At 59.9% G+C, this 26,523-nt stretch carries 27 protein-coding genes; 18 read left to right on the plus strand and 9 right to left on the minus strand.

The genetic code is table 11. From position 1 onward, the window contains the following. Positions 1 to 91: 91 nt before the first annotated feature. From CAK95_RS15140 to CAK95_RS15160, 5 genes are read left to right on the plus strand one after another with little or no spacing between them, the layout of a single operon-like run. Positions 92 to 2,692, plus strand: coding sequence for a hybrid sensor histidine kinase/response regulator (locus tag CAK95_RS15140; protein WP_086088650.1), 2,601 nt, complete (start codon positions 92 to 94; stop codon positions 2,690 to 2,692). 2 nt (positions 2,693 to 2,694) lie between these two features. Next, entirely contained in the window at positions 2,695 to 3,159 is a 465-nt protein-coding gene (locus CAK95_RS15145) for a chemotaxis protein CheW (RefSeq protein ID WP_086091443.1), read from the plus strand. Between the two features lie 48 nt (positions 3,160 to 3,207). Then, the gene (locus CAK95_RS15150; protein WP_086088651.1) at positions 3,208 to 3,573 is read left to right on the plus strand and encodes a response regulator; all 366 of its coding nucleotides are present in this window, start codon (positions 3,208 to 3,210) and stop codon (positions 3,571 to 3,573) included. A 24-nt stretch (positions 3,574 to 3,597) separates the two neighbouring features. Further along, complete coding sequence (locus CAK95_RS15155; protein WP_425349614.1) at positions 3,598 to 4,773, plus strand: protein-glutamate methylesterase/protein-glutamine glutaminase; 1,176 nt, start codon at positions 3,598 to 3,600, stop codon at positions 4,771 to 4,773. Further along, a complete protein-coding gene (locus tag CAK95_RS15160; protein WP_086088652.1) occupies positions 4,770 to 5,645 on the plus strand; it encodes a CheR family methyltransferase in 876 nt (291 codons plus the stop codon). The genes CAK95_RS15155 and CAK95_RS15160 overlap by 4 nt, the downstream gene beginning before the upstream one ends. Here the strand turns inward: CAK95_RS15160 and yddG are convergent. After that, positions 5,642 to 6,568: an aromatic amino acid exporter YddG gene (gene yddG / locus CAK95_RS15165; RefSeq protein ID WP_245303414.1), complete on the minus strand. Its 927-nt coding sequence runs from the start codon at positions 6,566 to 6,568 to the stop codon at positions 5,642 to 5,644. The genes CAK95_RS15160 and yddG overlap by 4 nt on opposite strands. 625 nt (positions 6,569 to 7,193) lie before the next feature. Between yddG and CAK95_RS15170 the strand changes: the two genes are divergently transcribed. From CAK95_RS15170 to CAK95_RS15190, 4 genes are all read left to right on the plus strand, one after another. Beyond that, positions 7,194 to 7,601 (plus strand): hypothetical protein, encoded by a 408-nt coding sequence (locus CAK95_RS15170; protein WP_086088653.1) that lies wholly within the window; start codon positions 7,194 to 7,196, stop codon positions 7,599 to 7,601. A 4-nt stretch (positions 7,602 to 7,605) separates the two neighbouring features. Continuing rightward, on the plus strand, positions 7,606 to 8,838 hold the full coding sequence (locus CAK95_RS15175) for an HlyD family secretion protein (RefSeq protein ID WP_086088654.1): 1,233 nt from the start codon (positions 7,606 to 7,608) through the stop codon (positions 8,836 to 8,838). A 572-nt stretch (positions 8,839 to 9,410) separates the two neighbouring features. Then, positions 9,411 to 9,635, plus strand: a complete 225-nt coding sequence (locus CAK95_RS15185; protein WP_086088656.1) for a hypothetical protein — start codon at positions 9,411 to 9,413, stop codon at positions 9,633 to 9,635. A gap of 80 nt (positions 9,636 to 9,715) precedes the next feature. After that, entirely contained in the window at positions 9,716 to 10,021 is a 306-nt protein-coding gene (locus CAK95_RS15190; RefSeq protein ID WP_147413729.1) for a hypothetical protein, read from the plus strand. A gap of 59 nt (positions 10,022 to 10,080) precedes the next feature. Here CAK95_RS15190 and CAK95_RS15195 read toward each other — a convergent pair whose 3' ends face one another. Continuing rightward, positions 10,081 to 10,338, minus strand: coding sequence for a hypothetical protein (locus CAK95_RS15195; protein ID WP_086088658.1), 258 nt, complete (start codon positions 10,336 to 10,338; stop codon positions 10,081 to 10,083). A gap of 230 nt (positions 10,339 to 10,568) precedes the next feature. Between CAK95_RS15195 and CAK95_RS15200 the strand changes: the two genes are divergently transcribed. Next, positions 10,569 to 10,760: a hypothetical protein gene (locus CAK95_RS15200; protein ID WP_086088659.1), complete on the plus strand. Its 192-nt coding sequence runs from the start codon at positions 10,569 to 10,571 to the stop codon at positions 10,758 to 10,760. Positions 10,761 to 10,967: 207 nt separating this feature from the next. Then, positions 10,968 to 11,756, plus strand: a complete 789-nt coding sequence (gene trhO / locus CAK95_RS15205) for an oxygen-dependent tRNA uridine(34) hydroxylase TrhO (RefSeq protein ID WP_086088660.1) — start codon at positions 10,968 to 10,970, stop codon at positions 11,754 to 11,756. 54 nt (positions 11,757 to 11,810) lie between these two features. Here trhO and CAK95_RS15210 read toward each other — a convergent pair whose 3' ends face one another. The 3 genes from CAK95_RS15210 to ctrA form a co-directional block, all read right to left on the minus strand. Further along, positions 11,811 to 12,713 carry a DUF2778 domain-containing protein gene (locus CAK95_RS15210; RefSeq protein ID WP_245303415.1) on the minus strand — a complete coding sequence of 301 codons (903 nt, stop codon included), beginning with the start codon at positions 12,711 to 12,713 and terminating at the stop codon, positions 11,811 to 11,813. Positions 12,714 to 13,192: 479 nt separating this feature from the next. Further along, positions 13,193 to 15,628, minus strand: coding sequence for an arylsulfatase (locus CAK95_RS15215; protein WP_086088662.1), 2,436 nt, complete (start codon positions 15,626 to 15,628; stop codon positions 13,193 to 13,195). A 259-nt stretch (positions 15,629 to 15,887) separates the two neighbouring features. After that, positions 15,888 to 16,589, minus strand: a complete 702-nt coding sequence (gene ctrA / locus CAK95_RS15220; protein WP_086088663.1) for a response regulator transcription factor CtrA — start codon at positions 16,587 to 16,589, stop codon at positions 15,888 to 15,890. A 369-nt stretch (positions 16,590 to 16,958) separates the two neighbouring features. Between ctrA and fliI the strand changes: the two genes are divergently transcribed. The 6 genes from fliI to CAK95_RS15250 all read left to right on the plus strand — a co-directional run bounded on the left by fliI (position 16,959) and on the right by CAK95_RS15250 (position 21,432). Continuing rightward, positions 16,959 to 18,284, plus strand: coding sequence for a flagellar protein export ATPase FliI (gene fliI, locus CAK95_RS15225; protein ID WP_086088664.1), 1,326 nt, complete (start codon positions 16,959 to 16,961; stop codon positions 18,282 to 18,284). Positions 18,285 to 18,380: 96 nt separating this feature from the next. Next, the gene (gene fliJ / locus CAK95_RS15230) at positions 18,381 to 18,800 is read left to right on the plus strand and encodes a flagellar export protein FliJ (protein WP_086088665.1); all 420 of its coding nucleotides are present in this window, start codon (positions 18,381 to 18,383) and stop codon (positions 18,798 to 18,800) included. A 125-nt stretch (positions 18,801 to 18,925) separates the two neighbouring features. Further along, the gene (locus tag CAK95_RS15235) at positions 18,926 to 19,201 is read left to right on the plus strand and encodes a ribbon-helix-helix protein, CopG family (protein ID WP_086088666.1); all 276 of its coding nucleotides are present in this window, start codon (positions 18,926 to 18,928) and stop codon (positions 19,199 to 19,201) included. Then, positions 19,198 to 19,623, plus strand: a complete 426-nt coding sequence (locus CAK95_RS30495; protein ID WP_086088667.1) for a type II toxin-antitoxin system VapC family toxin — start codon at positions 19,198 to 19,200, stop codon at positions 19,621 to 19,623. The genes CAK95_RS15235 and CAK95_RS30495 overlap by 4 nt, the downstream gene beginning before the upstream one ends. 88 nt (positions 19,624 to 19,711) lie before the next feature. Then, entirely contained in the window at positions 19,712 to 20,473 is a 762-nt protein-coding gene (locus CAK95_RS15245) for a molybdate ABC transporter substrate-binding protein (protein ID WP_086088668.1), read from the plus strand. Between the two features lie 101 nt (positions 20,474 to 20,574). Then, positions 20,575 to 21,432: an alpha/beta hydrolase gene (locus tag CAK95_RS15250; RefSeq protein ID WP_147413728.1), complete on the plus strand. Its 858-nt coding sequence runs from the start codon at positions 20,575 to 20,577 to the stop codon at positions 21,430 to 21,432. 71 nt (positions 21,433 to 21,503) lie between these two features. On the opposite strand, the gene rnk is transcribed toward CAK95_RS15250, so the two are convergent. The 3 genes from rnk to flhA all read right to left on the minus strand — a co-directional run bounded on the left by rnk (position 21,504) and on the right by flhA (position 24,926). Beyond that, positions 21,504 to 21,905: a nucleoside diphosphate kinase regulator gene (gene rnk, locus CAK95_RS15255; protein ID WP_342587956.1), complete on the minus strand. Its 402-nt coding sequence runs from the start codon at positions 21,903 to 21,905 to the stop codon at positions 21,504 to 21,506. Between the two features lie 383 nt (positions 21,906 to 22,288). After that, a complete protein-coding gene (locus tag CAK95_RS15260; RefSeq protein WP_086088671.1) occupies positions 22,289 to 22,507 on the minus strand; it encodes a hypothetical protein in 219 nt (72 codons plus the stop codon). 295 nt (positions 22,508 to 22,802) lie between these two features. Next, on the minus strand, positions 22,803 to 24,926 hold the full coding sequence (flhA, locus tag CAK95_RS15265) for a flagellar biosynthesis protein FlhA (RefSeq protein WP_086088672.1): 2,124 nt from the start codon (positions 24,924 to 24,926) through the stop codon (positions 22,803 to 22,805). Between the two features lie 126 nt (positions 24,927 to 25,052). Between flhA and CAK95_RS15270 the strand changes: the two genes are divergently transcribed. Beyond that, the gene (locus CAK95_RS15270) at positions 25,053 to 25,496 is read left to right on the plus strand and encodes a PaaI family thioesterase (protein ID WP_086088673.1); all 444 of its coding nucleotides are present in this window, start codon (positions 25,053 to 25,055) and stop codon (positions 25,494 to 25,496) included. Here the strand turns inward: CAK95_RS15270 and CAK95_RS15275 are convergent. Further along, on the minus strand, positions 25,481 to 26,416 hold the full coding sequence (locus CAK95_RS15275; protein ID WP_086088674.1) for a LysR family transcriptional regulator: 936 nt from the start codon (positions 26,414 to 26,416) through the stop codon (positions 25,481 to 25,483). The two genes, CAK95_RS15270 and CAK95_RS15275, sit on opposite strands and share 16 nt — an antisense overlap. Between the last annotated feature and the right edge of the window lie 107 nt (positions 26,417 to 26,523).

Raw genomic sequence — 26,523 nt, forward strand, 5'->3', positions numbered from 1 at the left:
CCTTACGCAAAATTAAACGGTTAGCAACACACTACCATTGTGGATCGGTGAAGCGCTTGGGGGACCTCCCCGGCGCATAAGGCCATTTGCAATGGACGAATTGCTGCGGGATTTTTTGACCGAGACTCACGAGAGTCTCGATACCGTCGATGTCGAGCTCGTGCGCTTTGAGCAGGAGCCGAACAACGCCGAGATTCTCGCCAATATTTTCAGGCTCGTTCACACCATCAAGGGCACATGCGGTTTTCTCGGTCTGCCGCGGCTTGCGGCCCTCGCGCATGCTGCCGAAAGCCTTATGGGCAAATTCCGTGATGGCATGCCGGTTACTGAAAACGCAGTCACGCTGATCCTTGCTACGCTCGATCGCATCAAGGAAATCCTCGACGCACTTGAAAAGCATCAAAGCGAGCCGAATGGCACCGATGCCGATCTGATCGAACGGCTGGACGGTATGTCCCATATGGTCGCTGCCGCGGCTTCGCCGACGCACACCCAAGGCTCGTTGGTCTATCAGGTACTGGAACGACCGCTGAAGCCAGGTGAGGCGAGTCTTGATGAACTCGAAAGAGCGTTCCGGGAGACGCCTGGTCCGAAGGCAAATCGGCCGACGTCGCCCGAGATCAAGAATGCTGTCACGCAAGAGAGCAAAGTTGTCGGACATTCGATCCGCGTCAATGTCGACACGCTCGAGCACTTGATGACGATGGTCTCCGAACTGGTGCTGACCCGCAATCAGCTGATGGAATTGGCGCGGCATCAAGCGGAGACGGAATTCAAGGTCCCACTGCAGCGTCTTTCCCATGTCACGGCCGAATTGCAGGAAGGTGTCATGAAGACGCGTATGCAACCGATCGGCAATGCCTGGCAAAAATTGCCGCGACTTGTGCGCGATCTTTCGTCCGCGCTTGGCAAGCAAATCGAACTTGAAATGCACGGTGCGGAGACGGAACTCGACCGGCAGGTGCTGGAGATGATCAAGGATCCGCTCACGCATATGGTGCGGAATTCTGCCGATCATGGCATCGAAATGCCAGGAGAGCGCCGTGCTCGTGGCAAGCCGGAGCGGGCCACAATACGCTTGGCTGCCCGTCATGAAGGCGGCCACATCATCGTCGAAGTATCCGACGATGGTCGCGGTCTTGATACGGCCAAGATCGGTGCCAAGGTTCTTGCATTGGGTCTTGCGACAGAAGCGGACCTCGACAAGATGTCCGACACACAAATCCAGCGCTTCATCTTTGCCGCGGGCATGTCGACGGCTAACTTGGTCACCAGCGTTTCCGGCCGTGGTGTCGGCATGGACGTCGTCCAAAACAACATCGACCAGATCGGTGGCACCATCGATGTGAAGTCGGTGCCAGGGCAGGGCGCAGTTTTCACCATCAAGATCCCACTGACGCTGGCCATTGTGTCGGCCTTGATCGTGGAAGCCGCCGGCGAGCGCTTTGCCATGCCGCAGGTTTCGGTCATGGAACTGGTCCGGGTGCGCCCGGGCCGTGAGCACCGTATCGAACGCATCAAGAATACGCCGGTCCTACGTCTGCGGAACAAGCTGCTGCCGCTCATTCATCTGCGCAAATTGTTGCGTATCGGGGATGCTGCCGAGCGGGAGCCGGAAAGCGGCTTTGTTGTGGTGACGCAGATCGGACCGGAATTGTTTGGCATCGTCGTCGATCGCGTGTTTCATACCGAAGAAATCGTCGTCAAGCCGATGGCATCCAAGCTGCGGCATATTCAGGCGTTTTCTGGAAACACTATTCTTGGCGATGGTGCCGTGATCATGATTCTCGATCCGAACGGAATTGCTGCATCGTTCGGTTCGGTGCGCGCTACCGGCCTTGGTATCGAGGCCGCCGGCGAAAGCGAGGAGTTGGTTTCGACACGCGACAAGACATCTCTGCTGATTTTTCGCGCTGGTTCTCCCGCTCAACGCGCTGTGCCGCTGTCGCTTGTGACACGTCTTGAGGAAGTCGACGTTCGCCGCATCGAAGTCGCGGGCGATCGTTATCTGTTGCAATATCGCGGTCATCTCATGCCGTTGATCCGCCCGGGGGATTGCGTGCGTGTGAAGGAGAAGGGGGCGCAGCCGCTTCTTGTCTTTTCCGACGGCGACCGGTCCATGGCGCTGCTGGTTGATGAAATCGTCGATATCGTCGAAGAGGAATTCGAGATCGAAGTCACCGATGATCGGCCTGGCATTCTCGGATCGGCCATCGTGAAGGGCGAGGCGACCGACATTGTCGATGTCGGTCACTATTTGCCGATCGCCTTCGCCGATTGGTTTGGCGGCGGCAATAACCGCGCATGCGAACGAATGCAGCGTCATCTGTTGCTCGTGGACGATTCGGCTTTCTTCCGGAATATGCTGGTGCCGGTTTTGCGGGCTGCGGGTTTTAGCGTGACGGCTGCGGCGAGCGGTTTTGAGGCGCGTGATCTTATTCGCAGCGGTCGCAAGTTCGATATCGTCGTCACCGATCTGGATATGCCGGGAATGGATGGACTGGCCTTGGCCAAGGCGGTTCGCGCCGACCGTAATATTCCCGTGATCGCGCTATCCTCGATGACCACACCGGAGATGATCGAACGCGTCCGCCGCGCAGGGTTTAACGATTTCGTCGCCAAGTTCGATCGCCAAGGACTGATTGCGGCAATCAAGGAACAGGCGGATGCCGCCACCAGTCGAGCCGCATGATCATGTCCGATTTGAACGAGCAAACGACAACGGCCTTCGAATACGTGACTGTCAGCGTCGGCGGTCAATTGTTCGGCTTTCCGATCGGGCGTGTGCAGGATGTCTTCATGCTGCACCAGATGACCTGCGTGCCCTTGGCACCCGATGACATCGCCGGAATCATCAATCTGCGCGGGCGCATTGTCACGGCGATCGATCTGCGGCGCAGGCTTGGGATGTCCGGCGGCGAACGGGAACCCTCCATGGCTGTCGGGATTGAATGCGCGGGTGAGTCGTACGGTCTGATCATCGATGCGGTTGGGGAAGTTCTCAAGCTAGGTGCCGACACCGCGGAGCCTGTGCCGGTCAATCTCGACGACCGGCTTAAGCGTGTTGCGTCCGGTGTTCATCGTCTCGAGACCGGTTTGCTCGTCGTTCTTGATGTCGACCGATTGCTTGATCTGAAAACGATAGAAATGGCCGCATGATGCGGCGGAAATTGCGGATCGAACCGCACACGTCAATGTGAGGGTGTGATGAAAACCTGTCTTGTTGTCGACGATTCCAGCGTGATCCGCAAAGTCGCCAAGCGCATTCTCGAAGGAATGGATTTTCAGACCGTGGAAGCCGAAGATGGACAGCAGGCGCTCGACGCCTGCCAGCGCATGCTGCCGGACGCAATCCTGCTCGACTGGAATATGCCGAAAATGGACGGCTACGACTTTCTCAAGGCGCTGCGGCGGATGCCCGGTGGCGATCGCCCGAAGGTCGTATTCTGCACCACCGAGAACGACGTCGCACATATCGCCCGAGCTCTTCACGCCGGTGCGAACGAATACATCATGAAACCATTCGACCGCGACATCGTCGAGGCCAAGTTCCAGGAAGTCGGATTGATCTGATTTCGGTTCTGTTCGTGTTCGGCGGTGCGTGTTGTGACAAGCCAAAAGCCTGCAAGTTTGCGACGCTTGGATCCGGCTGCGATTGGGCCGGTGAAGGTCATGGTCGTGGATGATTCCGCTATCGCGCGCGGTTTCGTTCGCCGTTGGGTTGAGACAGAGGACGGTATGGAGATCGTCGCATCGCTGCAGACGGCGCGCGAAGCTCTGAATTATCTGGAGCGTACCGATCCGGACGTCGTCGTGCTCGATATCGAAATGCCGGACATGGACGGTATTACCGCCTTGCCGCTGATCCTGCAGAAGCGGCCGGACGTCGCGGTGATCATCGCATCGACGCTGACGCGTCGGAATGCCGAGATTTCGCTGCGCGCATTGTCGCTCGGAGCGCTGGACTGCATCCAGAAGCCGGATGCGCAAGGGGCGGTGACCAGCGAGAGCTATCGCCATGCCCTGGTGACCCGCATTCGCGAGCTTGGCGCGCGTGCGCGCCGAGTTCCTGCGATCACGAAAATACCATCGGTCGAGCCCGCAACGCCCAAGGGCAAAAGCGGCGCGAATATTCTGGCTTTCGTGAACACACGCGAGCCGATTTCGCTCCGCCCCATGCCGACGACGGCGCCCCGGGTGCTGGTGGTCGGCTCCTCGACCGGCGGGCCGCAGGCGCTGACCGAGATTTGCACACGGCTCGGCCCGGTCATCGACCAGGCACCCGTGTTGATCACGCAGCATATGCCGCCGACGTTCACGAGCATTCTTGCCGAGCATCTGGCGCGGGCGACCGGCCGGCCAGCGCAGGAAGCCGAAGACGGCGAGCCGATCTGCGCCGGGCATATCTATATTGCGCCAGGGCATCGGCACTTTCGCGTGGCGCGCACCAACGGCCAGCCTGTCGCCATTCTCGACGACGCGCCGCCCGTGCATTTCTGCAAACCGGCGGTGGATATTCTGTTTTCATCGGCGGCGGAGGTGTGGGGGGCATGGGTGCTCGGCCTCGTGCTGACCGGCATGGGCACCGACGGCACCGGCGGTGCAGCCGATATCGTTGCATCGGGCGGCAGCATCATAGCGCAGGATGAAGCAACGAGCATTGTTTGGGGGATGCCGGGATCGGTCGCGCAAGCGGGTCTGTGCTCATCGATCCTGCCGCTGAATGAGATCGCTCCCGCAATCACGCACATCTTCACCGGGAGACGCGCGTGACCGCCTCCGACTACGATTTCATCCGCAAATTGCTGAAGCAGCGGTCTGGCCTCGCGTTGTCGGCGGAAAAGCATTATCTCGTCGAGAGCCGACTGATGCCGATCGCCCAGCGGCGCGGCTTTACCAATCTGTCCGAACTCACGCGTCAATTGCGTGCCGGCCTCGACGAAACGCTGATCGTCGAGGTGGTCGAAGCCATGACCACCAACGAGACTTTCTTTTTCCGCGATCGCATTCCGTTCGACCATTTCAAGACCTTTATCGTGCCGCAACTGCTGGCGGCGCGGGCGCATACCAAGCGCATCCGCATCTGGTGCGCGGCGGCGTCGACCGGGCAGGAGCCGTATTCGCTGGCCATGGCCTTGAAGGAAATGGGTCATGCGCTCGACGGCTTTCGGATCGAGATCCTTGCCACAGATCTGTCGAACGACGTGCTGGAGAAAGCCAAGGCCGGCATCTACAGCCAGTTCGAAGTGCAGCGTGGATTGCCGATCCAGCTGCTGCTGAAATATTTCTCGCAATCCGGCGAGACCTGGCAGATCGCGCCTGATATCCGCAGCATGATCCAGTTTCGTTCGTTCAACCTGCTCACCGATTTCGCGCGGCTCGGCCTGTTCGATCTCGTCCTGTGCCGCAACGTGCTGATCTATTTCGATCAGCCGATGAAATCCGATGTGCTGGACCGGCTGTCGCGGGTGGTCGCCTCGGACGGCTATCTGGTTCTCGGCTCTGCCGAAACGACAATCGGCCTCACACAGGCTTTTGCGACGGTGCCGGACCGGCGCGGTCTTTATTCGCCGGTTCACAGCCCGGTTCCGCCCGTGATGCCGCCTGCTGTCGTCGCCGGCACGCAACTGGTCTCCGCCGTTTAAGCGCTCTCGTTGTTGCGCTCCGGCGCCGCGAGCTTGGCGGCGATCAGGATCAGCGCAACCGCGATGACGAGCGACCATGACGGCGACGCCAACCCCAGCACAATCAGCAACCCGGTCGAGATTACCGGCGAGGCGTAGCCGAGGACGCCGAGATAGGCGACGTTGCCGCGCTTCATGCCGATATCCCAGATCAGGAATGCAGCGCCCACGGGGCCGAGGCCCAGCAGCAAAAGCGCAACCCACGGCGTTGCGCCTTGTGGTGTTACCCAATCTTCGAACATGAGACTGCACACAAATGCCAACGCAGCGGTGATGAAGCAGGGCAGCGCCAGACTCTCGCTTGGCACTTTGGCGACGAGCCGCGACATCACCGAATAGCTCGACCAGACCAGCGCACAACCGAAGGCGAGCACGAATCCGAGCGACGCATGCGGAAAATCATCCGAGCCGCCGATCTTGTTCCACACCAGGAGCGTTGCCGCGGCGAGGCCGAGCAGCGCGCCGACGACATGACGCAGATGCAGTGTGTGACCCGGCAGCAGGCCGGAGAACAATACGGTGAGTAAGGCCCAGAGTGCGGCGATGAGGCTGGCTTCCGCGGCGGGTGCGAGCTTCAGCGCCGCGAAATACAGAACGTGAAAGACGAACAGGCCATAGATCCCGAGTGCGAGCGAAGCCGGTGTCGGGACCATCGCCGCCGCGCGTCCGCTCAGGATGGCGATTGCGGCAATGGTGATGCCGCCGATCAGGAAGGTGATGGCGGTGGTCTGGAATGGAGGGATGTCTCCGCCCTTCAGCGATGTCAGTGACGCGAGGGTGGACCACAGCAACACCGCGCCGAAGCCGAGCAGGGTGGCAATGCGCGGCGTGATGATGGTGCCGTCTTTCGCGTTTGTGCGGGAAGTTTTGGCTGCGTCAGTCATGGTTCGTTTGTACGTGATCGCTCAGCATTTCGTCATGGCCGGGTTTGTCCCGGCCATGACGGGCGGAGAGATATTGATGCGATGGGTACATTGAATTGCCTGGTCGGTAAAACGCGCGCAAGCGCCATCGCCCGTATTGTTTGGACGGCGCCGGGTGCGCCCACGACAAGGTGAGGGAATGGTGCGCCGGGAGGCGCAGGGCATTCCTGATACGCCGCGCTCCATCGCTGAAGCGCGGCCGCCTCACGGCGCACCATTGGCGGCGTTCATTCAGCGCCGGGCCGCGCTTTGCGCCGCGCCTGCCATCGAAAGCAAGCGCGTGTCAGCCAGCTCCTGGCAGGGGTCCCTAGTAACCCCGGGCGGAGCCCCGGCGCCGCCCGAGTGCGAGGTTACGAGCCCCGCCCGCAGGCACCGCATCCCATCCCGCCATCATGACGTCTCATGAGAACGCCCTCGGTGGATGAGATGATAGGAATATAGTCCAATTCAAAGAAAGAGTCAAGTCGCAACTGATCGGGCATCGCAATCGCGTGGCACTGCAACAAATAGACAACGCAACTATTCGCCAAAGGGGCCGCGATAATGGTATTGTGATTCAAGTGGGCAGTGTGTCGGGGAAAAGTGAATGGCTGCGTCTGAGGCCTCAGCGGCAAGTTCTCACTTGCCGTGGTTCATCGTCTCGCCGGGACAAACGGACACGCTGCTTGTCGTCGCGGCCATCGCGCTGATCGTCGCGGTCCTGTTGCTGGGCGTCGCATTCTTCTGGCTGCACTCGTTGCCCGAACGCCTTGGGCACAAGAAGCTGCAATTCGAAATCGTTGCCGTGCTGGGGCTGATATCGCTGTTCACGCATATTCATTTGTTTTGGGTGATAGGCCTTGTGCTGGCGCTGATTGATCTGCCCGATTTCACGACGCCACTGCGGCGCATCGCCGGCTCGCTTGAAAAGATGTCCGGCAGCGAGCCGCCGGTATCAACAGCAGAGCAGCAAGCCCCAGGCGCTGCGACCAAACCCTCGGAAGCGGCCGGGTAAGTCCATGCTGGAGATCCTTCTCTGTTCGGTCGTCACCATTCTTCCGGACTATCTTTTTCGCCGCTTTGTGCAGGGCAAGCGGATCGGGCATGAGATCACGCTTTATTCTGTCTGGTATGAATTGCGATGGGGCATCACGGCTTGCCTGATGCTGACCGTGCTGCTGATCACGCTGATCTTCTATTTTCATCCATCGACATCCTCGGTGACATCGTTTTTCCGCACGATTCCGATCTTGCCGGAAACGACCGGGCGGGTGAGCGAGATCTACGTCAAGCTGACCGACGACGTCGAAAAGGGGCAGCCGATCTTCAAGCTCGACAGTGCGGCGCAGCAGGCGGCCGTTGACGTGGCGCAGCGGCGCATCACCGAAATCGACGCATCGATGCTGATGGCGCGGGCCGATATCGCCGCGGCCGAGGCTCAGATTCAACAAGCCAGGAGTGGGGAACAACAAGCCCTCGACGAATTGCGGACCAAGCAGGAGCTTGCAAGCCGCAATCCTGGAAATGTCGCGGCGCGCGATATCGAGAAGCTGGAAACCGCCCTTGATGGGCGCAAGGCGGAAGTGACGGCCGCCGAAGCGGCAAAGCTGGCGGCCGAAACGCGCGTGAGCACGCTGTTGCCAGCGCAGAAAGCTACCGCACAGGCCACGCTCGCGCAGGCACAGGTGGAATTGAGCAAGACCGTGGTCTATGCGGGTGTGTCGGGCCGTGTCGAGCAATTCGTGCTGAAGGTTGGCGACATCGTCAATCCGCTGATGCGGCCCGCCGGCGTCCTCATTCCGGCGGAAGCCGGCCGCCAGGTCCTTCTTGGCGGCTTCGGCCAGATCGAGGCGCAAGTCATCAAGACCGGCATGGCGGCCGAGGCAACATGTGTCTCAAAGCCGCTGGTGATCATCCCGATGATCGTTTCCGATGTGCAGGAGGCCATCGCTGCAGGACAGGTGCGTGCCGGCGAGCAACTGATCGACGCACAACGGGTCGCGGCACCGGGCACCATTTCGGTATATCTCGAGCCTCTTCATCAGGGCGGGCTGGACGGCGTCGCGCCAGGAAGCAGCTGTGTCGCCAATCTCTACACAAACAATCATGATCGGCTGGCGAACGAGAAGATGGGTATCGGGAACTGGCTGTTCCTGCACATGATCGATGCTGTGGCCTTTGTGCATGCCTTGCTGCTTCGTGTGCAGGCGCTGCTTCTTCCGATCAAAACGCTGGTGCTGACGCCTCACTGAGTGTCGACGGGGAACACGCACGTGACAGCGGGTCGTGATGCAGCGTCGTTCGATCCGCTGATGCTGCTGCGGTCTATGCCGCAATCTCGTAGCGCGCCTGCATTTCCTTGCAGACCCGCTTGACTGCATTCCGGTATTTCCAAACATTGTCTCTGGGGACGACCGTTGCGTGCCATCCGTGTCGCGGGTGTGTTTCCACCGTGACATCGAGACCGGCGATATTCAGCCTGACCTTGATCATTTCCGCGATTTCGCACGCTGTCTTCAATGTCCTGACGATGAATCTGCTTTCGCCACGGAAGTCTGTCGTTGCTATGGCTTTTTTGCAATGAAAGCTTATCAGGGTCGATGGGCTATGTCTTGATTGCTTGAGGCAATCGACGGAGCTCGTCGACGATGTGTCACTGGCCTATCGTCATCGCGAATGAGGCTGTTTTGTGCCTCACCGAGATTAAGATGGTTCTCGGCCTGATAAGAGCCTATAGTGTGCCATCACTGGCCCGGTTCGATTCCGTAGGCATCCGGTGGCTGAGAGACCAATCGTGCTCCCGCCTGCAAAACCGGTAACCGTAATGACCTCCAAACTGAGTTCAGCGATGTTGCGGCGTTGGTCCATGCAATGTGCAGCACAGGCTGACAGCGCGCATTTCAATGGCAACGAGCGCCAGTACCTTCTCAAAATGCGGACATCGCTGCTTGATCTGGCCGATGCCCAAGACTGGTTGGACGGAAAAAGCGCGAACGTGGTCTCTGCACCAAGCGAACAAGGTTCCGTGCCTGCCCGAACTGTGCATTGATTGACGAAGGTGCTTGACGGCCGGTCTGACGCCTGACCGTGCTTCGGCACGCAGTGTGGAACATCGGTGCAACACATCAAATGCCATCGATTGGCGCCGGACCTATTAGCTTCGGAATGGGCTGGCACTGGAATGGGATGCTTTCAATCACCATATGTCATGATGCCGTTCTTCGGCGCTGGAACCCCATCATGACCAATCAGTCTCTCAAAAGCCGTGCAGATGTGCATTTCAAGGTCCGCGAGTTTCAAAAAGCGGATGCGCCTGTGGCGCGCGCCGAGTATGAGGCCGCAAGTGCCGCAACGCGCGAAAAGACGGCGCGTTTGCGCGCGCTTCGTTTGGCCCGCGAGGCCGAGCAGCCTGTGAAGGTGAAAAAGAAGCGCTAAAGCTTTTTACTGCGCCGCGCTACGGCGACCGCAGCTTCGCCGACTTCATGCAGATCGTCTCAGTGCAAGTCTTCGCTTGCCGGCCGCAGGAAAGCGCTGATGCCATCTGCTTCCACTGTGCGCGTGAATTCGCTGAAAGCAGCCTGATCGGTATCGAACAGCTCGTTCCAGATCGTCCAGATTTTATCCTGGTCCGCGACTTCCAACGCCCAGCCGTCACGATCACTCAAGCGGTAAATCTCGACGAGAACCGTGAAGCCATCGCGCGTGAATTCTCCCGAAAGCGGCGATTCAATGATCTCAAGATCGTTGGCCATTTGTCATTGTAGCACACATTTCTGACGATCGTTCTTTAATTGTCAAAGAGGGTTCCGATTGTTCGCCCAAGCGGAAACCGAGCTTGGGCGCCGCTCGGTCAGCGGCCAATTGAGATAAAGATTGCATATATTTTTCAGTATGCGACCATTTGTGGTGTGTGGCGATTGAGCGGGGCGTCCACACTCCTGCGATAACAATAACTGCGATAACAATAACAGAGGGAAGTCACATGGAAGGCCTGATACTCATTGCAGTATTCACGATCGTGACCGCCATCGGCGAGACTTTCGCGGTCGGCATTGGATTGCTGAGCGACAAGATTTCTCCCAGCCTCAGCCTGCTCATATTCTTCTTCGGTTCCGCATTGGCCGTCAGCGCGGCGTGGCCGATTGCGGTGCGGCTCACGAAAAAAGCCGCTTAAAAGCTCCCGACAAAACCGGAAACAGGAGAGCTCCGAAAAAGCGGAGCTTTGTGTTGTTGGACTGATTTTGTGAGGCGTTGCCGCCACGGTTTGTCTTGCTTGCGCCTGTCTTGCTGTACGCCAGGCGTAGACAAGGCGACGCAATCCGTGCGAAGGCCACAGCCCCGGCCGGTTTTCCGCCGGCGCCGTCCCTGATAAATCGTCGCCATGAGCCTCAAAGTCGCTGCCCTCTACCAGTTCGTGTCGTTGCCGGATTACCGCGCGTTGCGCGAGCCTTTGCGTGCGCTGTGCGAGGGGCTTGCGATCAAGGGCACGCTCCTTCTGGCTGAGGAAGGCATCAACGGCACGGTGGCGGGGGAGGAGGCGGCGATCGACGCGCTGATCGATGAATTGCAAAACGGTGCGCTGTTCGGCGGCCGGCTCGACAATCTCGAACTGAAATTTTCAGGCGCGTCAGCGATGCCGTTCGGCCGGCTGAAGGTGCGCCTGAAGAAGGAGATCGTCACGCTCGGCGATGCCGCGACCGACCCGACGGAGAGGGTCGGTATCTATGTCGACGCCGCCGACTGGAACGAACTCATTGCCGACAGCGAGACGCTGGTCATCGACACGCGCAACGGCTTCGAAGTGGCGATGGGCACGTTCGAGGGTGCGGTGAATCCGAAGCTTTCGCGTTTCAGCGAGTTTCGCGATTACGCGGTGCGGGAACTCGACCCGAACAAGCATCGCAGGATTGCGATGTTCTGCACCGGCGGCATTCGCTGCGAGAAGGCGAGTTCATATCTGCTCGCGCGCGGCTTCGACGAGGTCTATCACCTCAAGGGCGGTATCCTGAAATATCTCGAAACCGTTCCGCAAAGCGACAGTCGCTGGCGCGGCGAATGCTTCGTGTTCGACGAGCGCGTTGCGCTCGGGCATGGGCTGGCGACGCGGATTGGTGAGCGTGCCGACACCGAAACCGCTCGTCCCCGCGAAAGCGGGGACCCAGAACTTTAGGCTGGATTCCCGCTTTCGCGGAAATGAGCGGCACACACGAGAAAGCTGTGGAGCCTAAAGCGCGTTGGCGCTCTTGATATTGCGGCGCGCGTAGAATGACGGCGGCTTGGCGAGGCGCGCCACGACGGTGATGTGATCGACCTCGCCGCGCATGAACGCCGAAAGAAATTTCGGATAATTCTTGAACGAGATGCAGCCGTTCGACTGACCGGTCGGGCCCAGCATGTAGGAATGAGCCAGAATGCCGTTGCGGCGGAACATCTCGTTTTCGCGCAACGGGAGCATGCGGATCGCCTGCACGCCGTGGAACAGCGATTCCCGCAGGCGCAGTTTGTAGGTGTTCGGCGGCGTCGCGCCGCGCATCTTTAGATGCACGTATTTCGGTTTGTCCATGTACTGGCCAAGGCCCGAATGTGCTTCCAGCTTTTCACCATTGGGCATGTACACGGTCTGACTGGTGATGTCGTAGATCGCGGTCTTGGCGGTTGGAATGTCGAGATCTTGCTGGATACCGATATCGTCGGCCGGCGGCAGTGAGGCGAGCTGGGTCCGCACCCGCGGGACTGGCACGTGCGCGATGGCCGGGCGATCCTGGATCTTGGTCGGGATCTTGATGTGCTCGGCCTTCGCAAGCTCGAGTGCTTCGAACCGTGCGGTGAAGCTGTGGATCGAGCCCGTGAAGAGCTGATCGCTGGTGAAATCGGCGAGGCTGCCGGAGGAGGGTGGGAAGGCGGCATGCGCAGCGCTGATGGCAGCCGTCGTATCGGAGAGAACATCATCATCATCCGACAGGGCCGCGACCTGCAACGGCACGGCGACGCCGCTATCGGGCAGTGAGACGAGAATCATTCCGCGCGACTGTGAGGACATGCCGACAACGGAGCGTGCGTCCGAACGCGCATCGACCGAGACGGCCAAAAGCCGTCCGGCCGCGATCAGCGCGGTTGCGAAAATCATGACGGCAATGGCCATGGCGGTAAGGGTGTGCGTTGCGACCCTGATCCACCGGCTACCGGATGATGCTGTTTGCCGCTGCGTCGCGCGGGCGCGCGACCGGGCAGAACCCCCAACTGACTTCAACCGCTTTACTCAACTTGACTCGATACAAGATTGATCCTGTTAACCATGACGCAGTGTGGTTAAGCAGGCGTGAAGCTTGCCGGTCTTCGCTGCATTGGATTTCCCCCGTCCACAAGACCGCCGCTGTCGCCAGCCGGGCCTTATCGATCACGCATTTGTCAAAACAGGGTAGCATGGCCGGAATAAGTCCGGGTCCGGGCGAAAAGGTCATATGGTGTTAACCTTAACGGGATGGGTTCCCGCAAGATTTGAGGGTTGCGGGGGCGTTGCGCGCGGCGCCCAAACAAAAAACCCCGCCGTTTCCGGCGGGGCCTGTGGTCTTTTGGATTTGAACAGAAGGCTATGACTGCCTTCCTTTATTTCGCGGCTGACATTTCATTTGGTCCGAGCTTCACCGTCAGCTTGCCGATCTTGCCGGTGAAGCGGAACGGCACCTGATAGTCCTCGTCGTCCACCGGGGTGCCGGTGTCGAGCCCGACATTGAAGGTTTCATCCCAAGGCAACGTGATGGGAAAGCTGTGCGGCATGGGATGGCTCTCCACCACCTTGCCGTCGATCTGAAGGGTGCCGGTGCCGCCCTTGCCAAGTCCAGGGCCGTCATACGTCCAGTCGAACTGAAGCGTGTGCTTGCCAGGAGCGAGCGCCTCCTTGCCCTGCCATTTCACCCGAGCAAGGTCGAGAAGATTCCAGGTGAACACTGGCCGGCCCTTGAGCAGATAGAAGCCGTAGCCGCCGAAGCGGCCGCCGTCGGTAACCAGCATGCCCTCAGCGCCGCCTTGAGGAATCTCGATCTCGGCGGTGATGGTGTAGGAGCGATTCAGAAGACTCGGTGCACCGCCCGTCCCCGGGAATGGCACGTTCGAGATTTCACCCGAGTAGGTGTACAGGGTCCGGTCGGCTCCGTAATTTGGCTTTGGCGAAATGAATCGCGCAAGCCGCGTATCGTCGAGCGGGAACACACGGTACTTCTCCGCCTCCATGATGAAGCGCTGCTGCATATCGCGCAGCTTGTCGGGTATCGTGGCGGCGAGGTTGTCGGCCTGCGCCCAGTCCTTGTCGATGTTGTAAAGCTCCCACTTGAAGCCGTTCATGACATCGGGGGACGGCTTCGTCAGCGTGATGTCCCACGGAGCCTGGATCGGCGGTGCAGAGGCGATCCAGCCGTCATGGTAGATCGCGCGGGTGCCGAACATCTCGAAGTACTGTGTCACCCGGCGCCCGGCCGCCTTGGCATCGTCGAAGGTATACGCCATGCTGACGCCTTCGATCGGCCGCTGAGCCACGCCATTGACCATCACCGGCTCCGGAAGGCCGGTTGCTTCTAGGATCGTGGGGACGATGTCGATGGCATGATGGAACTGGTGGCGAATACCGCCCCGATCCTTGATGCGTGCGGGCCAAGCCATCGCCATGCCGTTGCGCGTGCCGCCGAAATGCGAGGCCACTTCCTTGGTCCACTGGTACGGCGTGGCCCAGCACCAGGGCCAGCCCACCGCGAAATGCGGATAGGTCCGATCAGTGCCCCAGGCGTCGTAGAACTTCATGTTCTGCTCGACGGTCGGATGCACACCATTCGCGACCGCGAACTCGCTGTACAGACCATTGAGCGTGCCTTCCGGGCTCGCACCGTTATCGCCGCTGATGTAGATGATCAGCGTGTTGTCGAGCTTGCCGGCGTCCTCGATCGCCTGGATCACGCGGCCGATCTCGTGATCGGTGTAAGCGAGATAGGCCGCATAGATGTTGGCCTGGTGGATGAAGAGTTTCTTCGCCTCAGGCGAGAGCGAGTCCCATTGCGGGAGGTCTTTCGGCCAAGCCGTGAGCTTCGCATCCTGCGGGATTACGCCGAGCTTCTTCTGGTTGGCGAAGATGCGCTCTCGCTGCCTGTTCCAGCCCTCGTCGAACAGGTTCATCTTGCTGATCTTGTCCGCCCACTCCTTGGTCGGATGGTGCGACGAATGCGTGCCGCCGGGCGCGTAATAGATCATGAACGGCCGGTCGGGCTGGACCTCGTTCAGCATCTTGATGCGCCCGATCGCCTCATCGGCCATCGCGGTAATCAGATTCCAGCCGGGCTTGCCCAGATAAGGCTCGGTCGGCGTGGTGTTACGGAACAGATTGTTCGGCTGCCACTGGCTGGTGTCGTCGCCGATGAAGCCATAATAATAGTCGAAGCCCTTGATCGGTCCGGTTGGCCAGTTGTGGAACGGACCCGCCTGGCTTCCCTCCCACTGCGGCACGTTGTGATCCTTGCCGTACCACGAGGTGTCGTAGCCGTTCTGCCGCAGGATTTCGCCGATGGCGACTGTGTCGCGCGGAATCTCGCCGTTGTAACCGGGGAAGCCGGTCGCCTGATCGACAACAACGCCCGTGGCAGCCGAGTGATGGTTGCGGCCGGTCAGCAGCGCCGCGCGCGTTGGCGAGCACAAGGCGGTGGTGTGGAACCGCGTGAAGCGCAGCCCCATGTTGGCGATGCGATCGAGCGCCGGTGTTGGGATCACACCACCAAATGTCGACGGCGCCGAGAAGCCGACGTCATCCGTCATGATCAGCAGCACATTCGGTGCGCCTTTTGGCGGCGCGACGAGCGCCGACCAATAGGGCTTTGATTGCGCGGAATTCGGCGAAATTTCGCCCTTAAACTGTTGAGGCGGATTCGGAAGGTATCTGCCGTCGATGGTGGTCGTCGCACCGGGCGAGCCCGGCGTACCGGTATTCTGCTGGGCGTTTGCAAAGCAGATCAGCAGAGTGGACATTGCAGTGGCGGCGAGGATTGAACTGCGCATTGTCATGACCCGGACTCCTCCTGATCTTTCAATCTTCAGGGGCCGCATGGAAGGCGCCGACAGCATAGATTGAAAATAGGGGATCACGCCGCAACGGTGACGATGTTAACGAAAGCTCCTTTCCAATGCCTGAAATAGGCTTCCTGAATTTGACCAAAGTCAATGAACGCAAATTGTGCGCCGCATGAAAGGTACTGCGTTGCGCAAACAAAAACCCCGCCGTTTCCGGCGGGGTTTGAAAGTTTGAGGGACGTAAAGAGAAGCGTCAGGCGGGAATCTTGGCCTCGTCGTCGGAAGGCTCACGCAGCACATAGCCGCGGCCCCAGACGGTCTCGATGTAGTTCTTGCCGCTCGATGCATTCGCGAGCTTCTTGCGCAGCTTGCAGATGAACACGTCGATGATCTTCAGTTCCGGCTCGTCCATGCCGCCATAGAGATGATTGAGGAACATCTCCTTGGTCAGCGTGGTGCCCTTTCGCAGCGAGAGCAGCTCGAGCATCTGATATTCCTTGCCGGTCAGATGCACGCGAGAGCCGTGAACCTCGACGGTCTTCTGATCGAGATTAACGACCAGATCGCCGGTATTGATGACGGACTGGGCATGGCCCTTGGAACGCCGCACGATCGCATGGATGCGGGCGACCAGTTCATCCTTGTGGAAGGGCTTGGTCATGTAGTCGTCGGCGCCGAAGCCGAGACCGCGGACCTTGTCCTCGATGCCGGCGAGGCCGGAGAGGATGAGGATCGGGGTTTTCACCTTCGCCACCCGAAGGGAGCGCAGAACCTCGAAGCCCGACATATCGGGCAAATTCAAATCGAGAAGGATGATGTCGTAATCGTAGAGCTTTCCGAGATCGACGCCTTCCTCACCAAGATCGGTGGTGTAGACATTGAAGCTCTCGGATTTGAGCATCAATTCGATCGACTGCGCTGTCGCGCTATCGTCTTCGATCAGTAGAACGCGCATGCCAGTCCCCTTTTCGCCGCTGCGGGGCCTTAATCCTCGGCGCGCCAGGAGCGGCGGCCCTTCAAAACGCCTTGCAACACAACGATTCGGGAAACACTATTTCGTCATGGTTAACAAAAGCTGATTCTGCTTCGCAAGCATTCTCTAGGTGCCGGGAGTCGAATCGGCCTAAAGGTCTTACTGGAATACAGTTTGTGTGCCCCAGACGATGGTCGTGTTTCTCTTCAAGGGCCAGTTTGAGCCAGCCCTGCAACCCGCCATCGAAATTTGTCTCCGGCGCGTCGCCCGTTTTGTCGCAAGAACGGTATCGCAATGATTAACGACGCGGGTAAACACAAGGTTAATGACGGAACTGCCGGATAGGAATCCATGAAGGCTTTGGCCGAACAGATCGATGAGCTTGACGGCGTCGAAATGTATGGCCGCGTCGTCGGTGTGCGCGGTCTGATGGTCGAGGTTGCAGGACCGATCCACGCGATGTCGGTCGGCTCCAAGGTCTCGATCGAGACCGGGCAGGGGCGGACCATTCCCGGCGAGGTTGTGGGGTTCGCCGGCAACAACGCCTTGCTGATGCCGTTCGGCGCGCTGGAAGGCGTGCGGCGCGGCTGCCGGGCCATCGTCAGCGCTGCTGCTGCTGCGGTGCGGCCGAGCGATGGCTGGCTGGGCCGTGTCGTCAATGCGATGGGCGAGCCGATCGACGGCAAGGGCCCGCTGCCGGCTGGGCCATCTCCTTATGCGTATCGCAATGCGCCGCCACCGGCGCATGCGCGCAAGCGGGTTGGCGAGCCGCTCGATCTTGGTGTGCGTGCGCTCAATACATTCCTCACGTGTTGCCGCGGCCAGCGCATGGGCATCTTTGCCGGCTCTGGCGTCGGCAAGTCGGTGCTGCTGTCGATGTTGGCCAAAAATGTCGAAGCCGATGTGTCGGTCATTGGCCTGATTGGAGAGCGCGGGCGCGAGGTGCAGGAGTTTCTGCAGGAAGATCTCGGCGAGGAAGGGCTGAAGCGATCGGTGGTCGTCGTCGCAACGTCGGACGAGCCGGCCCTGATGCGCCGTCAGGCCGCCTATCTCACGCTGGCGATCGCCGAGTATTTCCGCGACGAAGGCCGCGATGTTCTGGCGCTGATGGATTCGGTGACCCGCTTTGCCATGGCGCAGCGCGAGATCGGCTTGTCGGCCGGTGAACCACCCACCGCCAAGGGGTACACGCCGACGGTGTTCTCTGAATTGCCGCGGCTGCTCGAGCGGGCCGGTCCCGGACCCGACGCCGGGACGATCACCGGCCTGTTCACGGTGCTGGTCGACGGCGACGATCATAATGAGCCGATCGCCGATGCGGTTCGCGGGATCCTTGATGGTCACGTCGTCATGCAGCGCGCCATCGCCGAACGGGGACGTTACCCGGCGATCAACATCCTGAAGTCGGTGTCGCGGACCATGCCACGCTCGGCCGATCCTGAATTTTTGCCGGTCATCACCCGCGCCAAGCAAATTATGGCAACCTATGCCGACATGGAGGAATTGATCCGATTAGGGGCCTACCGGCCCGGTTCCAGCGCCGAAGTTGACGAAGCGATCCGCCTGCATGGGCCGTTGGAGGCCTTTTTGGGGCAAAGAAAAGACGAGGCCACCACGTTGTCCGAAGGATATCAGCAGCTTGCGAGTATTCTCACGGTTTTGGAAACCGAAAAATAACGTTAGCCGGCCACAATCCGCCATTCCTGTGAGCGGTCGCGCGATTTTTTTGGGTCGCGGCGGCCGATTGTTTGGGGCTTCGGGGAGTATGTGTCGATGAAGTCGCGTGAAACGCTGATCCGATTACGGAAGTTCCAGGTGGACGAAAAGCGCCGCCGGACCGTCCAGATCGAAACGATGATAGCCGAATTCGAGCGGATGACGGCCGAGCTCGACCGCGAGGTGAAGGCCGAGCAGGATCGCGCTGGCATTCAGGATCCTTCGCATTTTGCCTATCCGACTTATGCCAAGGCCGCCAATCAGCGGCGCGAGAACCTGGTCCGTTCGATCGAGGATCTGCGCGTGCAGCTCGACGACGCCAAGGCGGCGCTTGGGGAAGCGTTCGAAGAGCTGAAGAAGGTCGAGCTGCTCGATGAGCGCGATCAGGCGCGCGAGCGGGCTGACGCAAATGCCCGCGAGCAGATGGAGCTGGATTCCATCGGCATCATGCGCATCCGCAACGCCGCGCGGGCGTAAGCCTTCATCATCGCCTTGAGGACTTTGGCAATGGCCGGGCATGTCCCGGCCATTTTGCTTTTTGGCCGTCCTCCGGCCGTGCAGACGCGTTGACATACTGACATACCGATCTTACGTTTCTGGGTATGACCGAGCGCACGACAGTCAGGCTTCCGGAAGAGTTGCTGGCCCGCGCCAAGCGCAAGGCGGCGGCGGAGGGGCGGACGCTGACTGCGCTGATCGAGGATGGGTTGCGCCGGGTTGTCAACGAGACCGCTGCCAAGCCGAAGAAAAGACGCGTTTCGTTGCCGGTCAGCATGGCGACGGGCGGGCCGATGCCCGGCATCGACATCAGCGATTCCGCTGCATTGCAGGAGCTTGAGGATCTCGAATACGTCGAGCGTATGAAGCACTTTCGATGATCCTGCCGGACGTCAATGTGCTCATCTATGCATTCCGGCGCGATGCGCCCGATCATGCGCTGTGCAAATCCTGGCTGGAAAACGTTGCAGGCGGTGAGGCCAGCTTTGGAATTTCGCCTTTGACGCTTTCCGCTCTCGTCCGCATCACAACGAATTCTCGCTCATATCGGATGGCGAGCACAGTTGAAGAGGCATTTCGATTTTGCGATGCCCTTCTCCAACAGCCGAACTGTGAAATCGTCGAGCCCAGAGCGCGACATTGGGAGATCTTCAAGCAGCTTTGTGTTGCAGCCGACATTCGAGGCCCGCGCGTGACCGATGCATGGTATGCCGCCCTCGCGATAGAGTGGGGCTGCGAATGGATTACATTCGATCGCGATTTTGCGCGTTTTCCGGGACTGAAATGGAGCCTGCCTGAGTAGGATCCGCGGCTACCGCAGCGGAATATGACAGCATCAAGCGGGTTAATCTTCTGATAGATCATTTCAGAACGCATTCCGGAGTCCGCTCATGTCTCCCCGCATCCTGCTGTTTTTCTCCGCTATTCTCACCGTTTTCGCAGCTCCCGCTTCCGCCGCCGAGCTCAAGATTCTCACCGCCGGGGCGATGAAACAGGTGGTGCTGGCATTGCAGCCCGATTTCGAAAAGCAGGGCCATAAGCTTGTTGTCGACAACGACACCGCCGGCGCTTTGCTGAAGCGCATCGAGAACGGAGAGGCGTTCGACATTGCGGTGGTGACGCCGGGTGTTGTCGATCAGCTCGCCGCGAAGGGCAAGCTCGTGTCCGCGACCAAGACCAATCTGGCCCGCGTCGCAATCGGCGTGATGGTGCGTCCGGGCGCACCGCTGCCGAACATTTCCAGTGTCGATGCTTTCAAGCAGGCGCTGATGGATGCCAAAAGTGTTGCCTATATCGATCCGGCCTCTGGCGGTTCGAGCGGCATCTATCTCGACAAGCTGTTCGAGAAGATGGGCATCGCCGATGCGGTTCGCGCGAAAGCCAAGCTGAAGCGCGGCGGCTATGTCGCCGATCTGCTCGTCAGCGGCGATGCCGAACTTGGCATTCACCAGATCAGCGAGATCGTGCCGGTGAAAGGCGTCGCGCTGGTCGGGCCTTTGCCGCCGGAGATCCAGAATTACACCACCTATGCCGGCGCCATCTCCTCGACCACGAAGGACGCTGCGGCGGCGAAAGCGTTCATCGAACTGTTGGCTGGCCCGGCGGGCGGTGCGGTGTTGCGCGAGAAGGGCATGGATCGGCCTGCCTTGTAACCTTGCACGACCCGTCAAATCCGAAACGTCATCGGGAGACAGGCTTAAGCTAAAGCGTGCTGCATTGTTCTCGTGTCATGAGCGGCGGCGAGGGTTTTGTGATGTTGCAGCGCAGATCATTGCGGCTGTTTCTATTGTCTGTCTGTCTTGCTTTGGCCGGTGAAGCGAATAGCGCGCCCATCATCCCGGAAGGTGATGGCCGGCAAACCGTCGAACTGGCCGGTAAACGATGGACGATCTTCACCTATCGTCCGAGCGCCTGCAGCCCGGCCTCATTGCTTTTGCTTTTTCACGGCCGCGGCGGTGTGCGTCACTATCGCGGCGATGCGCACGTACTCGCCGACAAGCTTTGCGCGATTGTGATCGCGCCGCGTTTTCAGACGAAGACTTCACATTATCAGCAGGGTGGCATCGTCAGAAAAGGCGTGGTCCAGCCTGAGCGAAAATGGACGGTGAATGTCGTGACACCGTTGGCGCAATGGGCACGGACACAAACCGGCATCGATCAATATAATCTCATCGGGCATTCGGCAGGCGCGCAATTCCTGAGCCGCGTTGCCGCGTTCCATGACGATGCGGCTCGCCGCATCGTCATCGCTAACCCTTCAACCTATGTGTTTCCCAGTCTCGATGTGAAAGCCCCATTCGGACTCGGCGGTGTTTATCCGGATACGGAGGCGGAAGCGCGGTTGCGCGATTATCTGGCGCGTCCGGTGACGATCTATCTTGGCGAAGCCGATACGAATGAGGAGGCTCGGGATCTCAACAGATCGCCGGATGCCATGGCGCAGGGAAAAACACGTTTGGAGCGCGGGATGAAAACATTCGAAGACGCGCAGCAACTGGCGGCGAAACAGAACTGGCCGTTCAACTGGCGGCTCGTTCGTCTTCCGGGTGTCGGGCACAGTGCTCGCAAGATGTTTTCCGCGCCGGAAGCGATCGAGGCGCTCCGGCCCTGACCCTGAAGCATAAGCGTTGCGCGCCCCTCATTGTGGAGACGCGCAACACAGCAACGGAAAGGCTCTTGAGATCAAGCGACGGCTTCGGCTGCGAGCACCGTCAGCGAACGCGACTCGCCTTCCAGCGTCTGCCATTCGATCGATTGGCCGGCCGACAATCCGATCAGTGCCGCGCCGATCGGCGTCAGCACGGAAATCCTGTTCTGCGCGACGTCGGCGTCTTCCGGATAGACAAGTGTGACCGTGCGCGTCTGGCCGGTGGTGTTATCGCGAAATGTCACGCGCGATCCCATGGCGACGAGGCCCGGCCGACGTTCGAAATCCTCGATCACCTCAGCGCGATCAATCTCGTGCGCCAGAAATTCGCCGGTCTGCGCAAATCGTCCCTCTGCCGCATCGGCGAGGCGGATCAGCTTTTCGATATCGCCCCGAACGAGAGTGATCGGCGGCAATTCCGGGTGCAAATAGCTCATGGTCATTATCCTTCGCGTTGCAAAGTGTCGTTATTGGTTCACGCACGGCGCAACGCAGGCCGTGTGTTTCGATCTGGTTTTATAGATGGTGAAAAGGTCAGCCCGGAGGCTGACTAAGGCGCAGCCGTCCGGGTCAGCAGCCTGCGTGCAGGCGACCGGCGCGAAGCAGGAACCGATTAAGGTGCGCGTTCGTCATCAAACTCAAGTAGGAAGGCTGGGCCTGAAAATCAACCGCCGGTCACACAGGGCGCCTCGTCGAGGCTTTGCGATCCTCCGCCGCTCAGGAGCAACAGAGGGCTCCAAAAAGTTGCGCCCCCTTGGGGGGAGGGGGCGCAACACTCAACGTTGATCCCTGGGGGGAAGGGAGGTTCAACGTCAGAAAACTAGCGGATGATCCTTTGATCGGCAGCCGTCGTAGTCGGCTTGCCAGCGCGGATCACTGGCCCTGATGCTTCGAGTCGTGAAGCGGTTACGCCACCGTCCGAGAAAGCCGGTTTCGCAAGGATACCAACGCCCACCACCAAAATGGCGGCGACCAACGACACCACAACCACCTTCAGGTGGGTTGCGCTGTCGGCGCTGGTCAGTGAAGAGTTGTTCATGACACGTCCCTGCGTCGTCTTCTCGTTTGTCGGGAGCCAGCGCAGCCAGGTTCACCGGCTCCCATCGGGATACAGACACTTTTCACGGGACTGCGCCCGTGGCGTCAGAGCCTGCATTCCAATTGACGCAACGTAGAACGTAGGAGGTCTTCCTCCGTTCCACAGGGGCAATCACATCTCCTTGAAAGAATGTGAAAGAGCGTGACTGTTGCGCCGCTGTCCCATGCAAGGAGGTAGCGCAACGGTCATTAATCCGCTGTTCCCGGATTGCTGAAAAATTTAGATTTTTGCGTTTTCAGATACTGCCGACTGTCTTCAGCCGCGCGCGGGGGTGAATTTCCGACTGCGACATCACCGTCGTCTGAGCCCGGAAACGCTCGACGATACCGCGCACATACGGGCGGATTGACGCAGACGTGACCAGCACCGGGGCTTCTCCCTGACGCGCCGCCTCTTCAAACCGATCACGAACCAGTGTGATGAATTCCGACAGCCGTGACGGCTGCATCGCGAGGGTCTTGTCGTCGCCCTGGCCGATGATCGAATCCGCAAAGGCCTGTTCCCATTTGGCCGATAGGCCGATCAGCGGCAGATAGCCGGACGGGGACGAGTGCTGCGCACAAATCTGGCGGGCAAGCCGGGCGCGGACATGCTCGACGATTTGCGCCGGGTTGCGGGTATAGGCGACGGCCTCGGCGACGCCTTCGAGGATGGTCGAGAGATCGCGGATCGAGATGCGCTCGGCCAGCAGAAGCTGGAGCACGCGCTGGATGCCCGACATCGAAATCTGCGCCGGCACGATATCCTTGATCAGTTCGCCCTGTTCCTTGGGCAGATCCTTAATGAGTTTCGACACCTCGGCATAGGAGAGGAGGTCGGAGACATTGGCTTTCAGCAATTCGGTCAGATGGGTGGACAACACCGTCGCGGCGTCGACGACGGTGTAGCCCTTCACCGCCGCATCTTCCTTATGTGCACCATCCACCCAGGTCGCAGGCAGGCCGAAAGTCGGTTCAGTGGTGTGGATGCCAGGCAGGTTAACCTGACCGCCGGCTGGGTCCATGACCATGTATTGCGATGGCCACAGCTTTCCGGCGCCGGCCTCAACTTCCTTGATCTTGATGACATAGGTGTTCGCGTCGCTCTGTACGTTGTCGAGAATACGCACGGCCGGCATGACAAAGCCCATTTCGATGGCGAGGGATCTGCGGAGCGCCTTGATCTGCTCGGTGAGGCGGTCGCCGCCATCCTGCGAATTGACCAGCGGCAGCAGTGCATACCCAAGCTCGATCTTGAGGTCGTCGATCTTCAGCGCCATCGAGATCGGCTCTTCTGCAGCCGGCGCGCCGGCTGCAACGGCGGCGGCAACGTCCTGCGTCTGCGCGGCGTCCGCGGCGGCCTTATGCTTTTTGCCGAGATGCCAGGCGAGCGCGCTGGCGCCGCCACCCAGGATGAAAAAAGGGAGCATCGGAATGCCGGGCATCAGTCCCAGCAGCAGCATTACGCCGCCGGCCATGCCGAGGGCTTTCGGATAGCCGGACAACTGCCGCATCAGTGCTTGATCGGCGGCGCCTGACACGCCGGATTTGGACACGAGCAGGCCGGCGGCGGTGGAAACGATCAGCGCCGGCACCTGGGTGACGAGACCGTCACCGACGGTCAGAAGGGTGTAGCTCTTGGCCGCTTCGATGAACGGCATGCCCTGCTGGGCGACGCCGATGATGATGCCGCCGATGACGTTGATGAACACGATCAAGAGACCGGCAATCGCGTCGCCGCGCACGAATTTCGAGGCGCCGTCCATGGCGCCGAAGAAGCCGCTCTCGTCTTCCAGTTCCTGGCGGCGTTTCTTTGCCTGTGCCTCGTCAATCAGGCCGGCGGAGAGGTCGGCGTCGATCGCCATCTGCTTGCCGGGCATCGCGTCCAAATGGAAGCGCGCCGCGACTTCGGCGATACGGCCCGAACCCTTGGTGATGACGACGAAGTTCACGATGATCAGGATCGTGAAGACAATAATGCCGATGACGAAATTGCCGGCCATGACGAAATGGCCGAAAGCTTCGATGACATGCCCGGCGGCGGCGGTGCCCTCGTGACCGTTCGACAGAATCAGCCGGGTCGAGGCCATGTTCAGCGACAGCCGCAGCATGGTGGCGATCAGCAGCACGGTCGGGAAGGCGGAGAATTCCAGCGGTCCATGGATGAACAGCGCCGTCATCAGGATCAGAACCGAGATCGTGATCGAGATCGCCAGGAACAGGTCGAGCACCATGGGCGGCAGCGGCATGATCAGGACGACCAGGATCGTCATGACGCCGATGGCCATCATCAGATCGCCGCGCTTCGCCAAGGCCGCAATGTCGCGGAGAGCGGGCAATGCAAATCGCCCGCTTGAGGACGTCGTCGCAATGTCGGACATGAAGAACCTGAAGACCCAGAGCCACTAGGTAATATTTGCCCGGTTTATGGTTAGCGAAACGTTAACGCGGGTGCGTCAACACCGCGCGACCATTAAGGTTCGTGGAGGAAATGGGGGGATTTTGTGATGCCGGTAACTGAAGACGCATTCGATCTCGCAACTGCGAGTAAGCTGCTGCGGGACGTGTTCGCGCCCTGGGTGCAGGATTTGCAGCTCCGCGTCGAACGAATCGATTCGCCAAGTGATTCGCGCGGGGCCGGCGCGGTGTTGCGAATGGCGTTTTCCGACCGGCTCTGCCGGGAAGGCGGGGTGATCTGCGGACAGGCGCTGATGGCGCTGGCCGACACCGCGATGGTGTTCGCGGTATCGGCGGCGTCCGGCTGCTACCGGCCGATGACCACGGTGGATCAGACCACCCATTTCCTCAAACCCGCCGCCAATGCCGATGTCCTCGCCGAAGCCCGGATCGTGCGGATCGGCAAGACCATGGCGTTCGGGCAGGTGATCTTGTCCAGCGCCGCCGACAACAAACCGGTGGCGATGGTGTCGAGCGCCTATGCGCTGATGTGAGCGGGCGCACCGTAATTCGGATTGGACTGCTGAAACCAGCGCGACAGGAAGGTCACGAAGGCTTTGGTTTTCTGCGATGCGGAGATGGCACGCGGATAGACCGCCTGAAGCGGCCGTTGCGGTAATTTGTAATTTGGCAGGACGGTGACGAGCGTGCCGGCGGCGAGGTCGGCGGCGACGCAATAGCGCGGCAGGATCGCAATGCCGAGCGAGCGTAGTGCGGCCTTGCGCAGCACCAGCGCGCTGTTCGACAGCAATTGTCCTTCGACCTTGATCGAGCGGCGGACCTGGTTGCGGCTGAACTGCCAGACGCTGTCATTGAGATCGAGATTCATGTGCGCGAGGCAGGAATGCTGCTTGAGATCAGCCGGCGTTTTCGGTCGGCCGTTGCGCCCGATATAGTCGGGCGAGGCGCACAGCACCCAATCGAGCGTGCCGATCTTGCGTGCCATCAGCGCGGAATCGCGAATGGTGGCAATACACAAGGCGAGGTCATAGCCCTTCTCGACGAATTCGTAAGGCCGGAATGAAAAATCCTCCAGCACCAGCGACACGCGGATGCGCGGCTGGGCTTGCACAAAATCCAGAATGGCGTCGGCGAGATTCATGGTGCCCAGCGATTTCGGTGCGACGATCTTCAGTGTCTCGATCGGCTTGTCGTGATTGCCGGTGAACGAGCGTTCGCCCTTTTCGAGATCGCCCAGGATCTGTTCGCAGAAACTCAGATAAGCGGCTGCTTCGTCGGTCGGCGTGAGGCTGCGCGTCGAGCGGTTGAGCAGGCGGATGCCGAGATGACGTTCGAGATCGATGATGTGGCGCGACACCAGCGCGCGCGAGACGCCGAGTTGCCGGGCAGCAGTGGCGAAGCTGCCCGAGCGCATGACGCGAACAAAACTCTGCATGGTGCGCAGGCGATCCACATTGCCCTCCGTTCGGTCCTCAATCCGATTGTCGACAATTCTGCACCAAAGTAATGCAAAGGAAGCTCTTTATCTGCACGTCTGTCAATCTAAGCTGCGGCACAAGA

This window comes from Pseudorhodoplanes sinuspersici (assembly GCF_002119765.1).
In the GTDB taxonomy this organism is placed as follows: Bacteria; Pseudomonadota; Alphaproteobacteria; order Rhizobiales; family Xanthobacteraceae; genus Pseudorhodoplanes; species Pseudorhodoplanes sinuspersici.

Excerpts from the sequence above, each read along its gene's own strand:
- CAK95_RS15140 (WP_086088650.1), top strand. The coding sequence starts at position 92 with ATGGACGAATTGCTGCGGGATTTTTTGACCGAGACTCACGAGAGTCTC.
- CAK95_RS15145 (WP_086091443.1), top strand. The coding sequence starts at position 2,695 with ATGTCCGATTTGAACGAGCAAACGACAACGGCCTTCGAATACGTGACT.
- CAK95_RS15150 (WP_086088651.1), top strand. The coding sequence starts at position 3,208 with ATGAAAACCTGTCTTGTTGTCGACGATTCCAGCGTGATCCGCAAAGTC.
- yddG (WP_245303414.1), bottom strand. The coding sequence starts at position 6,568 with ATGACTGACGCAGCCAAAACTTCCCGCACAAACGCGAAAGACGGCACC.
- CAK95_RS15170 (WP_086088653.1), top strand. The coding sequence starts at position 7,194 with ATGGCTGCGTCTGAGGCCTCAGCGGCAAGTTCTCACTTGCCGTGGTTC.
- CAK95_RS15175 (WP_086088654.1), top strand. The coding sequence starts at position 7,606 with ATGCTGGAGATCCTTCTCTGTTCGGTCGTCACCATTCTTCCGGACTAT.
- CAK95_RS15185 (WP_086088656.1), top strand. The coding sequence starts at position 9,411 with ATGACCTCCAAACTGAGTTCAGCGATGTTGCGGCGTTGGTCCATGCAA.
- CAK95_RS15190 (WP_147413729.1), top strand. The coding sequence starts at position 9,716 with ATGCCATCGATTGGCGCCGGACCTATTAGCTTCGGAATGGGCTGGCAC.
- CAK95_RS15195 (WP_086088658.1), bottom strand. The coding sequence starts at position 10,338 with ATGGCCAACGATCTTGAGATCATTGAATCGCCGCTTTCGGGAGAATTC.
- CAK95_RS15200 (WP_086088659.1), top strand. The coding sequence starts at position 10,569 with ATGGAAGGCCTGATACTCATTGCAGTATTCACGATCGTGACCGCCATC.
- trhO (WP_086088660.1), top strand. The coding sequence starts at position 10,968 with ATGAGCCTCAAAGTCGCTGCCCTCTACCAGTTCGTGTCGTTGCCGGAT.
- CAK95_RS15210 (WP_245303415.1), bottom strand. The coding sequence starts at position 12,713 with ATGATTTTCGCAACCGCGCTGATCGCGGCCGGACGGCTTTTGGCCGTC.
- CAK95_RS15215 (WP_086088662.1), bottom strand. The coding sequence starts at position 15,628 with ATGACAATGCGCAGTTCAATCCTCGCCGCCACTGCAATGTCCACTCTG.
- ctrA (WP_086088663.1), bottom strand. The coding sequence starts at position 16,589 with ATGCGCGTTCTACTGATCGAAGACGATAGCGCGACAGCGCAGTCGATC.
- fliI (WP_086088664.1), top strand. The coding sequence starts at position 16,959 with ATGAAGGCTTTGGCCGAACAGATCGATGAGCTTGACGGCGTCGAAATG.
- fliJ (WP_086088665.1), top strand. The coding sequence starts at position 18,381 with ATGAAGTCGCGTGAAACGCTGATCCGATTACGGAAGTTCCAGGTGGAC.
- CAK95_RS15235 (WP_086088666.1), top strand. The coding sequence starts at position 18,926 with ATGACCGAGCGCACGACAGTCAGGCTTCCGGAAGAGTTGCTGGCCCGC.
- CAK95_RS30495 (WP_086088667.1), top strand. The coding sequence starts at position 19,198 with ATGATCCTGCCGGACGTCAATGTGCTCATCTATGCATTCCGGCGCGAT.
- CAK95_RS15245 (WP_086088668.1), top strand. The coding sequence starts at position 19,712 with ATGTCTCCCCGCATCCTGCTGTTTTTCTCCGCTATTCTCACCGTTTTC.
- CAK95_RS15250 (WP_147413728.1), top strand. The coding sequence starts at position 20,575 with ATGTTGCAGCGCAGATCATTGCGGCTGTTTCTATTGTCTGTCTGTCTT.
- rnk (WP_342587956.1), bottom strand. The coding sequence starts at position 21,905 with ATGAGCTATTTGCACCCGGAATTGCCGCCGATCACTCTCGTTCGGGGC.
- CAK95_RS15260 (WP_086088671.1), bottom strand. The coding sequence starts at position 22,507 with ATGAACAACTCTTCACTGACCAGCGCCGACAGCGCAACCCACCTGAAG.
- flhA (WP_086088672.1), bottom strand. The coding sequence starts at position 24,926 with ATGTCCGACATTGCGACGACGTCCTCAAGCGGGCGATTTGCATTGCCC.
- CAK95_RS15270 (WP_086088673.1), top strand. The coding sequence starts at position 25,053 with ATGCCGGTAACTGAAGACGCATTCGATCTCGCAACTGCGAGTAAGCTG.